Source organism: Nitrosospira sp. TNL200 (assembly GCF_055386305.1).
This window is the reverse complement of record NZ_AP041003.1, coordinates 1,578,530-1,592,032: the sequence shown is the minus strand read 5'-3', so window position 1 is coordinate 1,592,032 and position 13,503 is coordinate 1,578,530. Positions and strand designations below refer to the sequence as shown.

The 13,503-nt window shown below is 55.6% G+C and carries 12 protein-coding genes and 1 pseudogene; 6 read left to right on the top strand and 7 right to left on the bottom strand.

Annotation, left to right across the window (positions count from 1 at the left end; all coding sequences use genetic code 11):
- The first annotated feature begins 189 nt into the window (after window positions 1–189).
- The 4 genes from ACZ5CE_RS07055 (at window position 190) to ACZ5CE_RS07040 (ending at window position 5,741) form a co-directional block, all read left to right on the top strand.
- Window positions 190–432, top strand: coding sequence for a hypothetical protein (locus ACZ5CE_RS07055; protein WP_464577258.1), 243 nt, complete (start codon window positions 190–192; stop codon window positions 430–432).
- 88 nt (window positions 433–520) lie between these two features.
- Window positions 521–3,889, top strand: a complete 3,369-nt coding sequence (locus tag ACZ5CE_RS07050; protein WP_464577256.1) for an efflux RND transporter permease subunit — start codon at window positions 521–523, stop codon at window positions 3,887–3,889.
- Between the two features lie 124 nt (window positions 3,890–4,013).
- Window positions 4,014–4,832: a polyphosphate kinase 2 gene (gene ppk2, locus ACZ5CE_RS07045; protein WP_464577255.1), complete on the top strand. Its 819-nt coding sequence runs from the start codon at window positions 4,014–4,016 to the stop codon at window positions 4,830–4,832.
- A gap of 327 nt (window positions 4,833–5,159) precedes the next feature.
- Complete coding sequence (locus ACZ5CE_RS07040) at window positions 5,160–5,741, top strand: hypothetical protein (protein ID WP_464577253.1); 582 nt, start codon at window positions 5,160–5,162, stop codon at window positions 5,739–5,741.
- A 248-nt stretch (window positions 5,742–5,989) separates the two neighbouring features.
- Here ACZ5CE_RS07040 and ACZ5CE_RS07035 read toward each other — a convergent pair whose 3' ends face one another.
- Genes ACZ5CE_RS07035 through ACZ5CE_RS07025 form a run of 3 tightly spaced genes read right to left on the bottom strand, consistent with a single transcriptional unit; the run spans window position 5,990 to window position 10,365 of the window.
- The gene (locus ACZ5CE_RS07035) at window positions 5,990–7,195 is read right to left on the bottom strand and encodes an efflux RND transporter periplasmic adaptor subunit (protein ID WP_464577252.1); all 1,206 of its coding nucleotides are present in this window, start codon (window positions 7,193–7,195) and stop codon (window positions 5,990–5,992) included.
- A complete protein-coding gene (locus ACZ5CE_RS07030) occupies window positions 7,185–9,953 on the bottom strand; it encodes an efflux RND transporter permease subunit (protein WP_464577250.1) in 2,769 nt (922 codons plus the stop codon). The genes ACZ5CE_RS07035 and ACZ5CE_RS07030 overlap by 11 nt, the downstream gene beginning before the upstream one ends.
- Before the next feature lie 10 nt (window positions 9,954–9,963).
- Complete coding sequence (locus ACZ5CE_RS07025) at window positions 9,964–10,365, bottom strand: efflux RND transporter permease subunit (RefSeq protein ID WP_464577249.1); 402 nt, start codon at window positions 10,363–10,365, stop codon at window positions 9,964–9,966.
- Window positions 10,366–10,885: 520 nt separating this feature from the next.
- Here ACZ5CE_RS07025 and ACZ5CE_RS07020 point away from each other — a divergent pair.
- The gene (locus ACZ5CE_RS07020) at window positions 10,886–11,296 is read left to right on the top strand and encodes a hypothetical protein (RefSeq protein WP_464577247.1); all 411 of its coding nucleotides are present in this window, start codon (window positions 10,886–10,888) and stop codon (window positions 11,294–11,296) included.
- Window positions 11,297–11,418: 122 nt separating this feature from the next.
- Window positions 11,419–11,634: a hypothetical protein gene (locus ACZ5CE_RS07015; protein ID WP_464577246.1), complete on the top strand. Its 216-nt coding sequence runs from the start codon at window positions 11,419–11,421 to the stop codon at window positions 11,632–11,634.
- Between the two features lie 158 nt (window positions 11,635–11,792).
- Here ACZ5CE_RS07015 and tnpA (ACZ5CE_RS07010) read toward each other — a convergent pair whose 3' ends face one another.
- The 4 genes and pseudogenes from tnpA (ACZ5CE_RS07010) to tnpA (ACZ5CE_RS06995) form a co-directional block, all read right to left on the bottom strand.
- Window positions 11,793–12,224: an IS200/IS605 family transposase gene (gene tnpA / locus ACZ5CE_RS07010; protein WP_464577244.1), complete on the bottom strand. Its 432-nt coding sequence runs from the start codon at window positions 12,222–12,224 to the stop codon at window positions 11,793–11,795.
- A 125-nt stretch (window positions 12,225–12,349) separates the two neighbouring features.
- Window positions 12,350–12,499, bottom strand: a complete 150-nt coding sequence (locus ACZ5CE_RS07005; RefSeq protein ID WP_464577450.1) for a type II toxin-antitoxin system RelE/ParE family toxin — start codon at window positions 12,497–12,499, stop codon at window positions 12,350–12,352.
- Between the two features lie 139 nt (window positions 12,500–12,638).
- Window positions 12,639–12,926, bottom strand: coding sequence for a ribbon-helix-helix domain-containing protein (locus ACZ5CE_RS07000; protein WP_464577242.1), 288 nt, complete (start codon window positions 12,924–12,926; stop codon window positions 12,639–12,641).
- Between the two features lie 155 nt (window positions 12,927–13,081).
- Window positions 13,082–13,315: pseudogene (gene tnpA, locus ACZ5CE_RS06995) on the bottom strand (IS200/IS605 family transposase); the annotation flags it as partial.
- Window positions 13,316–13,503: the final 188 nt, after the last annotated feature.

The following is a 13,503-nucleotide window of genomic DNA, read 5'->3' as shown; positions in this document are numbered from 1 at the left end:
GTTGGAGCCGGAATACACCCCAAGCCAGCAAACAGCATGTTTCGAACGCCACTGGATACCGGCTCCCGCCGGGATGACGTTCGTACTGTTGTACTGTTTAGTCGCCGAATCAGGGCCTGCACCTGGCCTGCCTGGATTGTGAACCAAAGCTCCTAATTATCCAACGGTCCGAATTCCGGGGCCATTTCGATGTCTAAATCGGGGGGAGTCCTGAATAACCTCACCGGGCGCGTTGGCGGCAGAATCGGGATGAGCATGAGGCGCGCGAGGCAGGTCGTAGCCGGGGCAACGATGCCCCGCTGCGGGGTCGTATCTTCCTCTGGAAGAGATCCATTCGCATCGCCGCTTTTTGCGTATCCCATCCCGCAAACCACCGTCGCGCCAGCGGTGACTTTCTCGGGACTTCCCTTGATCGTCGATAAAGGTCTGTAAAAGAATCAGAATCGCCTCCTCTTGCGTGCAGTATTGCAGGTAATGAATTTTTTTACCTAAAGTATCAAGGTATAAGGGGAAACATGATATGAACCAGCTCGTGCTTATCGCGTTGCGCAGGCCTTATACCTTCGTGGTTCTTTCGATTCTGATCGTCATATTCGGAATCCGGGCGATACGAGATTCGCCGACGGACATTTTTCCCTCCATCAAAATCCCCGTCATTTCCGTGGTCTGGGCATATGCCGGCATGCTGCCGCTGGATGTATCCGGCCGTATCACCTTTTATTTCGAGCGCGCATTGACGTCAACGGTGGAAGGCATCGCGGACATCGTCAGCCAGGCGTACTACGGCATCAGCATCACCAATATTTTTCTTCAGCCCGACACCAGTCTCCCTGGCGCCGAAGCGGAAGTTACAGCGATAAGCCAGACGATCGTCAAGGCGTTGCCGCCGGATATTTCCCCGCCCATGATCATGCGCCTGGAAGCCTCTTCGGTACCGGTTGTCATGCTGAAACTTACCTCGGAAAGCATGACGCCGGCAGACCTCTACAATCTTGCCTTCGCTCGAATCAGACCCCTGATTATCGTGATCCCGGGGGCGATCGTTCCGCATCCTTACGGTGGAAAGCCCATACAGCTTCTGGTATCCCTCGATAGGGAAAAATTGCTGGATCACAACCTGTCGCCAACCGATATCCATGCGGTCTTCGATCGCCAGAATATCGTGCTGCCCGCGGGCGACATGAAGATCAAGCAGACCGACTGGATGGTCCAGACAAACGCGATGCCGCCGGATATCGAGAGATTCAACCGTATTCCGATAAAGCGGGAGGGAAATTCGTTCATCTTTCTGCGCGATGTCGCCGATGTCCAGCTCGCGGGTCCGCCGCAAACAAACTCCATCATTGCGAAGGGTAAACAGGCTGTCACTATTGTCGTCATGAAAAGCGGCGATGTGTCGACCCTGGACGTGGTTGCCGGCGTCAAGGAAGCCCTTCCGCTCATCAAGGAGATCGTGCCGCCTGACGTGAAGGTTGAAGTCCTCAACGACGCATCGGTTTTCGTGCGGGAATCCATCAGGGAGGTGACGCATGAAATGCTGATCGCCGGCCTGCTTGTCGGTTTGATCGCAATGCTTTTGCTCGGCTCGTGGCGTCCCATGATCGTCATTACGACTTCCATCCCGTTGTGCATTCTCACCTCCGTCATCTGTCTGCAGGCGCTGGGCGAGTCGTTGAATGTCATGACGCTGGGGGGACTGGCGCTGGCGGTGGGGATTCTTGTCGACAACGCGACGGTGATGACCGAGAACATCGATACTCACCTGAAAATGGGCAAGAAACTCGATGAGGCAATCATCGATGCGGCAAACCAGATCGTCATTCCGACGCTGCTCGCCACATTATGCATATCCATAGTCTGGCTGCCGCTGTTCACGCTTTCCGGCGTATCGGGCTTTCTGTTCAAGCCGATGGCGCTGTCAGTGATATTTGCCATGCTGGCGTCCTTCATCCTGTCGTTTACGCTCGTGCCGACCCTGGCGAAATATATTCTGGTGCATCCTGGCACAGAAAAACGTAAAAAGGATGGCGATCGGAACGAGGAAAAACCGGAGGGGAAATTTGCAACATTTCAGCGAAATCACGCAGAAAAGCACAAAAAAGAGAGTGGCCAGAGCAAGGAAAAGCCAACGGGAAAGTTTGCAGGTTTTCTACAGAGGCTAAAATATCATCTGGGGGTTTTCTCTCGTTTCCAGGAGGGATTCGAGGTTCGCTTTCTCCGGTTCTGCGGCTGGTATGGCGGGCTGCTCGAACAAACAATTGCAAACCGCCGCCGGTTCGCCACGATCATGCTGGCTTTCGCGCTTCTCTCCCTTATCCTCTTCTACTTCAACGGCCGCGATTTTTTCCCGGAGGTCAGGTCGGGAACCGTCCAGATGCACATGCGGGGACCTCTGGGAACGCGGATGGAATCCATAAACCGCATCACCACGCTCGTTTCGAACGATATCCACCGGCTGCTTCCCGGGCAGGTCGAAGCCATCATCAGCAATTGCGGCCTGCCCGTCGGGCCGCATAACCTGGCGTTTATTCCGACACCCACCATCGGAACGCAGGACTGCGACCTGACGATCACCCTGTTCAATGATAAATCAGCGGTGTGGGATATCCGGAAAATTCTCCATGACGGCCTGAAGGAGCGCTATCCGGGGAGCGAGTTCACCTTTCAGCCAGCTGATCTGATAGCGAAAATCCTGAATTTCGGTTCCCCTTCTCCGATCGATGTTCAGATCAAGGGGATGGATATGTACAGCAACTACGAATACGCCCGCAAATTGCAAGGCAAGCTGCGCAAGATCGCCGGCTCCTCCGATGTGGTGATCCAGCAAACCATGCGCACGCCCACCCTGCTTGTTGAAGGCCAGAGGACATATGGGCTCGGTGTTGACAGGAGCGAAGCGGATATCGCCCTGAATATGCTGATAACGACCAACGGAACCCAACAGATCGATCAGAAATACTGGCTGGATCTGAAGACTGGCATTTCATACCAGATCAATATCTATAATCCTCAACATCAGGTCGCAAGCACCAATGACTTGAACTTGATTCCCGTCAAGACGGTCGGGGATGCCGGCCTGGATCAGGGTTATCAGCTCCTGGGCAATCTCACGGAGCAATCGCCGGTAGGCACGCCTGGCCTGGTGACCCACAGGGGTGTCATGCCGCTGATTGAAGTATATGTGTCCGCCGAAGGACGGGGGCTTGGCGGCGTGCTGGACGACGTCAGGAAAATCGTCGACGAGATGAAGGATGAGCTTCCCCGCGGCTCCACCGTCAAAATCAGCGGCCAGGCCGAAATCATGATCGCCACCTATGGAGAACTGCTTGTCGGCCTTCTGGCGGCTGTGGTGCTGATCTACCTCTTCCTTGTCATCAATTTTCAATCATGGCTGGTTCCCTTCATCATCATCACCGCCCTGCCCGGCGCTCTGGCAGGCATCGCCTGGGCCCTGTTCCTGACCCAGACGAATATTTCCGTCCCGGCCCTGACAGGCGCCATCATGGCCATGGGGACGGCCACGGCAAATTCCATACTGGTCGTGGCCTATGCGCTGGAGCGCATCGAAGCGCATGGCGACCTGCTGCGGGCCGCCATCGAGGCCGGCAAAGCCCGGATTCGCCCTGTGCTCATGACCGCGGCGGCCATGATCATGGGCATGCTCCCGATGGCGCTGGGAGGGTCCACCAATGCGCCGCTGGGCCGTGCAGTCATTGGCGGCCTGACGTTTGCAACGATATATACGCTATTTTTTGTTCCCTGCATGTATGCCATCATGTATCGCGCACGTAGCGCTCCTGAAGACCAGGAAAAAATGCCTCAACATGGAAAAAGTTCCTCGACATGGAAAGCGTTCCTGCGACAAGGAAGGCGCTCCCGGCGTGCATAAGCGGGGTTCGGCAGGGACGCGGATGCGTTGCGGAAGAAGTGTATGATGCAGCATGGGCCTCCGCGAGGAACAGGCATCTCTGCATGAAGACCAGGGCGGCGGACAATACAGGAGCGGATATGCCATGAGCAAAAGTAAAAAGACAAAAAAGAACGGAATGGACTTCGAGATGGAAGTGCCAAAAATCTCGAAAAAGGAATATAAGGAGACGCTTTATCGCCTTCAGGTCGAGCTCGTCAAGCTGCAGCGCCATTTCATACAGTGTAACGACAAGATACTGGTTATCTTCGAAGGCCGGGATGCCGCGGGAAAGGATGGAACCATCAAGCGCATCACCGAGCACCTCAGTCCCCGCGAAACACGGGTGGTCGCCCTTGGCAAACCCTCCGACCGCGACAACAACTCGTGGTATTTTCAGCGCTATGTGCGGCATTTGCCGGCATCGCAGGAACTCGTGCTGTTCAATCGCAGCTGGTACAACCGGGCGGGGGTGGAACGGGTCATGGGATTTTGCACCGACGAAGAATACGAAGAATTCATGACCTCTGTGCCGGAATTCGAGCATATGCTGATCCGGTCCGGCGTCAAACTCCTGAAATACTACCTTGACATCAGCAAACCGGAACAGGCGGAACGTCTGGAAGACCGGAAGAAAGATCCGCTTACCCAGTGGAAGATCAGCGGACTGGATGAGCTCGCGCTAAAAAAATGGAAACAATATACACAGGCGCGAAACAAGATGCTGGCGCGCACCCATAATCTCATTACCCCCTGGACGGTGGTGCGCGCCGATGACAAGCCGCTTACCCGGCTCAATGTCATCAAGGATATGCTGAGCCGGCTTGACTATGCCGGTAAGGATGGGTCGCTGATCTCACCCGATTCGCGCATCATCATGCCGTTCGATATCGCCTATCTCGAGAAAGGATTGCTGGCGCAGTAGCCGGAGGACATGGGCAAACAAGGACGCGACCATACTCTGAAATATTGGCAGGCCCTGGACAGCGAAGGCAAGGCAGCTCGTTCCAACTCGTGCCATCTGTAAATTTTGATTGCATTGGCCATGAATTTAATATACTTTCATTGTGCAAGCGTTGGCAGGATTAAACGGCGTTTTTATCTTGCCCGCTGGATGGAATCGACTGTTGCCCGCTGGATGGAATCGACTGGAACAGTTTCGCCGGCCCGGGCAGGAGTATTGCGGGAATGAAAATGGGGCGGCCGTCCGTGGCGAACAACATGGCAAGCAATAGTGAAAAAGAGGATATAAATGGTGATAAAGCGAGTGATGCAAGCTTGCATCTCGGTGCTGGCATTGGCGGCGGCGCTATACTGCGGCGCAGCCGGAGCGCATGGAAAAGTAACCATGGAAGAAGATACCTGCATGAGGCGGATGGGCGACAATAGCATGGTGCATTTGAGTGCCTATCAACCACAATACGAGCCGGGAGACCAATACTGTACAGAAATTCCGAAGGAAGGCGAAACATTCCTCGTTGTGGATTTGGTGGATCAGGCGCTACGGGACATACCCGTGGGGATGCGCATCGTACGGGGCACCAGCGAGGCCGAAGATGAGACCGTGACATATGTCCGGCCCAGCTACCATCCGGACGGCGTAATCAAGGGCGAAACGACCCTGGACAAGGGCCTCTATACCGTCTTCATCACGGGAGACGCGGTACCCCCCGTGCATTACCAGTATCCCTTGAGAGTACGCATGATCAATTACACGAACATCTTTCGTTCCGCGATCGGGCCGCTGATCGTGATGATGCTGCTGAGCCTGTTCGCGTACAAAATCGTGAAGTCCAGACGGATGCGGAACTGGATGGATTCCCGCCGGCGTTAGGCGCTATCCTGTTCCAGACAGCGGCTTTGCAGCCTTGCCTGGAGCAAAAGCGGATGCTATCGGAGGATGAACCTCGTATCCGATAGGGATGCGGATTTTGATCAAGGCCATGGCAGAATATGGCCTGAAGTTCTCTAGGGCCTGTTAACACATATTACATATATCATTGTTTGAAAAAGTTTTATTTAGATGTGAGGATCTGGGTAATGCTTCGAGTTCAATGAGTTACTTTGAAGTGTTAACAGGCCCTAGTAAAAGCCCTTGCCGCCGCTGGGCGCGCCATTGGTTCTGTCTGGCTTGCCCGCGGCGTGGCTGATGCGCACGCCATCGCCATCCGCGATGCCATCCGGGGGGCTTTCGATAACGCGATCGCCAGGAACCAGGCCCGAGGCAAGCTCGATAGTCTTGCCCAGGTCGCGCATGATAGTCACCGTTTTTAGCACAATCCTGTTGTTCGCATCCACCGTCGCAACACGCAATCCCGCCTTGTCGAACATCAGCGTGCTCGCAGGCACGCTCATCACTGTCTCGTCTCCGGGTAACTGGAAATTGATATTTGCGAATGCCCCGGGCAGCAACTCGCCATCGGCATTGTCGACGTGAATCTGCATGAGCGTCGTTCCCGCAGTACTGTCAACCGCCTGCGCCGATGCCGCGACTGTCGCGGGGTAGGCCTTGCCCGGCCGTTCCGGTACGGTGATGGCAACGGGGCTGCCAGGCGGAATACGGGGTACGTAAACCTGCGGTACGCTGACATATACCCGCATTGTCCGGGTATTAGATATTTCGAAGAGCTGCTGGCCCACGCCGCTGCCCGCATTGATCAGTGCCCCGATGTCAGTCAGACGGGCAGTGACGATACCGTCAAAGGGAGCAACGATGCGGGTAAACTTCTTCAATGCCACCAGACGCTCGACATTCGCCTGAGCCGATTTGACCAGAGCCTCCTTGGTCTTGAAGTCGCCTGTTTTTTCAGCGGCAGCCTGTTTTGAAGCATACCCCGAATCCACAAGCTGCTCCCAGCGTTCAGCAGTCGTTCTGGCAAGCGCAGCGGTCGCCTGTGTACTGGCCAGGTCGGCTTTTGCCTGCAATAACTGCTGATCAAGATCGGGTGTCTCGATTTCGGCGAGCAACTCTCCAGCCTTGACCGGTGCGCCTATATCGGTTTTCCAGCTTTTCAGATACCCGTCGACGCGCGCATAGAGCAGCGCGCGCGAATAGGCCTGCAGACGGCCAGGCAGATCGAATCGCACCGCCCCCCCGCTGGAGACCGGTTCAAGAACCGTAACAGTCGGGATAATCCGCTCGTCGGTCCAATCGCGCAAACGCTTGTCATCGGACGCCCGCATGGCCAGGCCACTGCCGACGATAATCAGGACGCCGAGCATGGCAGCCATGCCGGCAAGGCGAAGTTTGCGGGCAGAGGCCGGGGGGGCAGCCGAATCAGGTGGCATGAGGTTTTTCCGTTGCAAGCTCCGACCCAGGCGCCTTGCCGTGCCTTCCATGCACGATGCTGAAAACGACCGGGACGAAAATGAGCGTGGCCAGGGTGGCAAAGATCAATCCGCCGATAACGGCGCGGCCAAGCGGGGCATTCTGCTCCCCGCCCTCGCCCAGGCCCAGGGCCATCGGCACCATGCCGATAATCATCGCCAGGGCTGTCATGATAACCGGGCGGGAACGCACGAATCCGGCGTCAAGCGCAGCGGCAGCCGCATTCCCGATCTCATCTAGCCGTTCGCGCGCAAAACTGATCATGAGCACGCTGTTGGCGGTCGCCACGCCCATGCACATGATCGCGCCAGTCAGCACCGGCACGGATATCGGCGTGCGGGTGATGAACAGCATCCAGATGATGCCGGCGAGCGCTGCCGGCAATGCTGTGATGATGACGAAAGGATCTGTCCAGGATTGGAAATTCACGACGATCAGCAGGTAAATAAGCACAATGGCGCCTAACAGGCCGAACAGCAGGCCCGAAAATGCGCTTTCCATCGTGCTGACTTGCCCGAGCAGCGAAACGGATGACCCTCTGGGCGCTTTACTCGCGTTATCGTCGAGAACCCGGCGCAATTCCGCTGCGACTGCGCCCAGGTCGCGTCCGTGCGTGGCTGCATGGATCTGCACCATCGGCTGGATATCATACTGGCTTACCAGCGCGTTGCCGCTTGTGCGCGTGAATTCGGCAACCGCGCCAAGCACCTGCGGGATATCGCCGCTCGCGCCAACCGGCAGATTGGCAAGTGCGGCGAGCGAATCCAGACGGTACTGCGGTGTTTGTATCACGATCGGATACTGGACGCCATTTTTCGGGTTCAACCAGAAGGTCGGAGCGACCTGGCTGCTGCCGGCAAGGCTGGCGACCAGATTGTTGGTCACGTCGCGCATGGTGATGCCCAGCTGCTGGGCACGCGTGCGGTCGACATCGATATCGAAGACGGGCCTTCTTCGAGACTGCTGTATGCGAACATCCGCAATCCCGGAAATACGACGTATTTCCGGCAAAAGGGAATTGGCATAATCGAAGTTTGCTGCGAGATCGCTGCCGCGCACCTGTATTTCAATGGGCGCCGGCGAACCAAAGTTCAATATCTGGCTGACGATATCCGCCGGCGGAAACGAAAATGTCACGCCGGGAAAGGCTGGAGGGAGCTGTTCCCGCAGCTCGCGCACATAGCCCTCGGTGGGCTGATGACCCTTCTTCAACGCGATCTGGATGTCCCCGTCCTGCGTTCCCATTACCCCGGTATTGTTGTAGGTGAGATTGATGCTGCTGGGCGGCAGGCCGATATTATCGATCATTACCTCGATTTCTTCTGGCGGAATGATTTTCCGGATCGCCTTCTGGATGTCGGCGAACTGGTTTGCGCTTTCCTCCACGCGCGTCCCGACCTGCGTACGCGCGTGCATCAGGATCTGGCCGCTATCGACCGACGGAAAAAAATTCATGCCCAGAAACGGCAATAACAAAAACGTGGCCAGCACACACGCCAGAAAGCTCATCACAAATATACGCCGGTGCGCCAGCGCCAGTTGCAGATAAACATGATAGCGGGAGCGAAGGTGCTCGAACCGTACTTCGAAGCCGCGCTGGAAACGCTCCGGAAAATTGCGCGGCGGCGCTTTGACGGCTTCCTGCACATGGGGGCGCAGCAGATATTTGGACATGGTCGGCACGAGCGTGCGCGAAAGGAGGAATGACCAGGCAATCGAAAACATGACAGCCATTGCCATGGGTACGAATAGATAGCGCGCCACGCCTTCGAGAAAGAACATCGGGATAAACACGATGCAGATGCATAGCAGCGATACGAACGCCGGGGTCGCGATCTGGGTAGCGCCATCCATGATGGCGGCTTCAACATCCTTGCCTTGCTCGAGATGGAGATTGATGCTCTCGATGGTAACCGTGGCATCGTCAACAAGTATGCCGACGGCAAGCGCAAGGCCGCCAAGCGTCATGATGTTCAATGTCTCACCCAGCGCCGCCAGGCAGATGATCGCACCGAGTATGGAAAGAGGAATCGATACGGCAACGATTACCGTCGAGCGCCAGCTCCCGAGGAACAGCAGTATCATGACGCTTGTCAATAAAGCCGCGATCGCGCCTTCCAGCGCAACCCCCTTGATGGCCGCGCGCACAAAGAACGACTGGTCGTTGATCGGCACGATTTCAAGATTTTCCGGCAACGCAGGCGTTATCTCGGCAAGCTTTTTCCTGATTCCGGAAACGATGGCCAGCGTGGAAATCATGCCATTCTTCAGGACTGTCATGACCACCGAGCGTGTGCCGTCCACATGCACGATATTGGTTTGCGGCGCGCTGCCATCACGCACCTGGGCTACATCCCTGATGTAAATCGTTGCGCCATCGACTGCCTTGATCGGCAGGTCGCCGAGATCCTCGATAACCGAAGCGGCGTTGTTCAGCTGCAGGGTATATTCGAAGGCATCGATCTTCTGCGTGCCGATGGGCGTGATGAGATTCTGGGCGGCAAGGGCATTGCCTACATCCTGCGCGGTCAAGCCCCGTGCCTGCAACGCCGCCGCATCGAGGTCAATCTGGATCTGGCGCGTCTTTCCCCCGTAGGGAAACGGAAGCGCGGCGCCGGGCACGGTAACCAGGCGCAGGCGAACAGTATTCAGGGCAAGATCGGCAAGCGATTGCTCGGACATCCCCTTGCCGGATAAGGCGAGCTGGATGATCGGCACGGTCGAGGCGTTATAGTTGAGAATCAGGGGGGGGCGTCGTGCCCAGCGGCATTTGCCTGACGACTGTCTGCGAGATTGCCGTGACCTGAGCATTGGCCGTAGCGATATCCACGCCGGGCTGAAAGAATATCTTGACGACGCCCGAGCCGGCGTACGAATTTGCCTCGATATGCTCGATGTCGTTGACTGTTGTCGTCAACGAACGCTGGAATAGCGTCATGATGCGCCCTGCCATCTCATCGGGAGGCAGGCCGGTGTACTGCCATACGACCGCGACCACCGGGATGCGTATCTCAGGGAAGATATCGACTGGCGTGCGCAAAATCGTCAGCGGCCCGATAAGCAGGATGAGCAGCGCCAGCACAGCAAATGTATAAGGACGTCGCAGGGCAACGCGGACGATCTCGATCATGCAGAATCCGGAAATAAAAAATCAGGCATCGTCCCGAAAGGAAAACACAAATCAAGGACTGATTTGCCTGACTGCGCCCTCCCCTCCATCAGGGCCTGTCAGCAGGTCCCAGTCCAGTAGCGGATGGAAGCGCATTACCTGATGCAGTCGCAGGCATGACAATCTTATCATCGTAATACGAAGACGAATGGAAATGGCTGCCTTGGAATCATCCTGACCGGAATGCATTGCTTGCACATTCATTTTCTTCATGTCAACGACACATTTTAAGTGGGATAAAAATGATATGGCATATCCGGATGTCCGCCAATACGGGATCTCCCGCAATATCCGACCCACTTTATACATATAAAAGTTGACAAAGTACCCGGCAGCCGGTAAACTGCAGCCATACATGATGCTTCGCATATTCTTCAAATGGCTATAGCAGACACAGACGGAATCGCGAAGGTACGGGATGAAACCGGGAAGATTTTTGTTATGCATGATTTTTCCTTGCCTGCTTGCCTCTTGCGCGCCCATGAGCCGTTACGAAGCCGTGGATAATCCCACATTGCGCCAGGCCTCAAAAGATGCCAGAACTCTGGGCGATCATCTGGCTCTGACGGAACACTATGAAAATCTCGCCAGGGAAATGCAGACAAACGCTCGGGAACAGCAGAAGCTGCTCGACCATTACCAGGAAAAAAGCTATTTCTATGGCCGGCAAGCACAGGACAAACAATCCCACACCTGGGCTCTGATGGTCAAGTACGAACAGGCGGCAAAGACGAGTTTGAACAAGGCTGCCTTTCATCGGCAGACCGCCGCAAAACTGCGCCATCGCGACGCTCCCGCTGCCGGGCGGCGGTTGACGCACGCCGGATCCCGGTCTGCTGCGACTCCAGCCATGATGAGCGAGTCTCACGGCCAGGTCGTGGGAGAGCGATGAATTCCTATCCCTGAGAGCTTATTTCGATTCCCCTCTGGCGGGGTGATCCCCGCCATTTTTTTGCCGGCCATGCATGGGCTGTTCGGCATAACTTGATCGGCTATCATGCCAAGGAGGTTATATTGGTAAAGAGATGGCTTCCGCTGATACTTCTGGTGATATTCACCGTAATCAGCATGGCTGCATTAAGCGCAGTGGCAAAAAACATCGCCCAGAAGCGGACGATATTCGGGGATCCGCTATGCAAGATCGTATGGAAAAAAACGTATCAGGTCGGACGTAGCGCGTCACCGGCGAAGAAGCTGAAAAACAGCGGCTTTTCCGCGATACCTGAATAACTGCAAATCCGGCACTGATCGCTCGATTCCAGTTTAGAGCCGTGATCCATAAAAATTTTTTGTGGAACTCGACAGTTAAGTCACCTCCGGCAAAGCCGGAGGCTTAGTTCTATTAGCCCCTCAAAGGGGCAAAAAGCTGGCGCCGCCTGAAGGCGGCATCACATGCCAAGCTTGAGCTGATCATAATGTTCGTCCTCTTTCTCTTGGTGCCGGATGTATTCTCTGACCATCTCTTCATCCAGTCCTACGGTCGATACAAAATAACCACGCGCCCAGAAGTGCTCGCCCGTAAAGTTTCTTGCCTTGCCCATAAACTTCCTCGCAATCGATATCACACTCTTGCCCTTGATATATCCCACTACATGCGATACCGCGTACTTGGGTGGAATACTGATGCACATGTGTACATGGTCCAACTGCAAGTGCCCTTCCACGATCTGGCAACCCTTCTGCTGCGCCAACTCGTGCAGCACTCTTCCAAGGTGCTTGCGTATCGCCCCAAATATCGCCTTCTTCCGCCTCTTCGGTATAAACACGACATGGTACTTACAGTCCCATGTCGTGTGCGTCAGACTCTGGTAATCTCTCATTCGATTCTCCTAGCTTTTGGTCGAGCTAAAAGAATCGGGGCGACCGCTTCACACGGTCAAACCTTACTTAGTCCCCCGGCATAGCCGGGGGATTACCTTGTTTATTTAAGGGCCGGGTTAATAAGTCAGGTGTCAAAGATTCCCGGCAAATCCCGGCCGCCATAGAGCACACGCTCAATCCGCACACTAGCGCCGGTTACGCGGAAGAGAACGGCATAGTTGCCCAGAGTCGTCATACGCGCACCCTCCCCTATTTCAGGCCGGAGCTGATACAGCAGTGGGTTATGGCGTATCTCGTGGAATTTGGCCCGGATTTCCTGAATAAGGTAATGGCCCGGCGGGGATTGTCCTGGGCGATATAGTCAGCGATATCATCCAGATTGCTTTCGACGAAGCGGGACAGCTCCAGCCGCATTATTTCCCCATGCTGGCTGCATCGGCGATGGCCTGGTATTTACGTTCAAGGCGGTCGAGCACGTCCTCGGCAGCGATTCCCGGCGTCTTGTCGCTTAAGGCTTCCTGCCACAGCTGGCGCAATTCCGCGACCCCCTGCTGGCGCAAGCTGCGTTTACAAGTCCAGTCCCGCAACGCATCCCGGATGACCTCGCTGCTGGAGGCGTATTCGCCGGTGGCCACCGCGCTGCGGACAAGGGACACCATTTCCGGCGGCAGAGCGATGCTGATTTTTTCGGTTGTGGTCATTTAAGCCCCTTGGTAGGAATAATTCATACCAAGATAGCAAAAGGAGGAGACGATGGCAATTGATAAAGGGAATTAAATCACCTCCGGCAAAGCCGGAGGCTTATTTCTGTTAGCCCCTCAAAGGGGGAAAAAACTGGCGCCGCCTAAAGGCGGCATTACATGCCGAGCTTGAGCTGATCATAATGCTCGTCTTCTTCCTCTTGGTGTCGGATGTATTCTCTAACCATCTCTTCATCCAGTCCTACCGTCGACACAAAATAACCGCGTGCCCAGAAGTTCTCGCCCGTAAAGTTTTTTGCCTTGCCCATGAATCTCCTCGCAATCGATTTCGCGCTCTTGACCTTGATATATCCCACTACGTACGATACCGAGTGCATCGGCGCCGCAGAGCGGATTACGCGATTTTTGGGACATATGGCTGCGTTGCAGCTCCCCGGAATGAAATAGCCATTGCGCGTCGCAGCGCCTTGCCCTGCACTCCGGAAATTGCATACCCCACCCTTTCCAACTGCCGGATTTGGGATAACCACCCCTGCCGCCCATTCCTCTCCCGATTCGGCATCGGATCGATTGATGT

Coding starts and splice junctions, on each gene's coding strand:
- ppk2 (WP_464577255.1), top strand. CDS start 4,014: ATGAGCAAAAGTAAAAAGACAAAAAAGAACGGAATGGACTTCGAGATG.
- ACZ5CE_RS07035 (WP_464577252.1), bottom strand. CDS start 7,195: ATGCCACCTGATTCGGCTGCCCCCCCGGCCTCTGCCCGCAAACTTCGC.
- tnpA (WP_464577244.1), bottom strand. CDS start 12,224: ATGAGAGATTACCAGAGTCTGACGCACACGACATGGGACTGTAAGTAC.
- ACZ5CE_RS07020 (WP_464577247.1), top strand. CDS start 10,886: ATGAGCCGTTACGAAGCCGTGGATAATCCCACATTGCGCCAGGCCTCA.
- ACZ5CE_RS07055 (WP_464577258.1), top strand. CDS start 190: ATGTCTAAATCGGGGGGAGTCCTGAATAACCTCACCGGGCGCGTTGGC.
- ACZ5CE_RS07000 (WP_464577242.1), bottom strand. CDS start 12,926: ATGACCACAACCGAAAAAATCAGCATCGCTCTGCCGCCGGAAATGGTG.
- ACZ5CE_RS07040 (WP_464577253.1), top strand. CDS start 5,160: ATGGTGATAAAGCGAGTGATGCAAGCTTGCATCTCGGTGCTGGCATTG.
- ACZ5CE_RS07025 (WP_464577249.1), bottom strand. CDS start 10,365: ATGATCGAGATCGTCCGCGTTGCCCTGCGACGTCCTTATACATTTGCT.
- ACZ5CE_RS07050 (WP_464577256.1), top strand. CDS start 521: ATGAACCAGCTCGTGCTTATCGCGTTGCGCAGGCCTTATACCTTCGTG.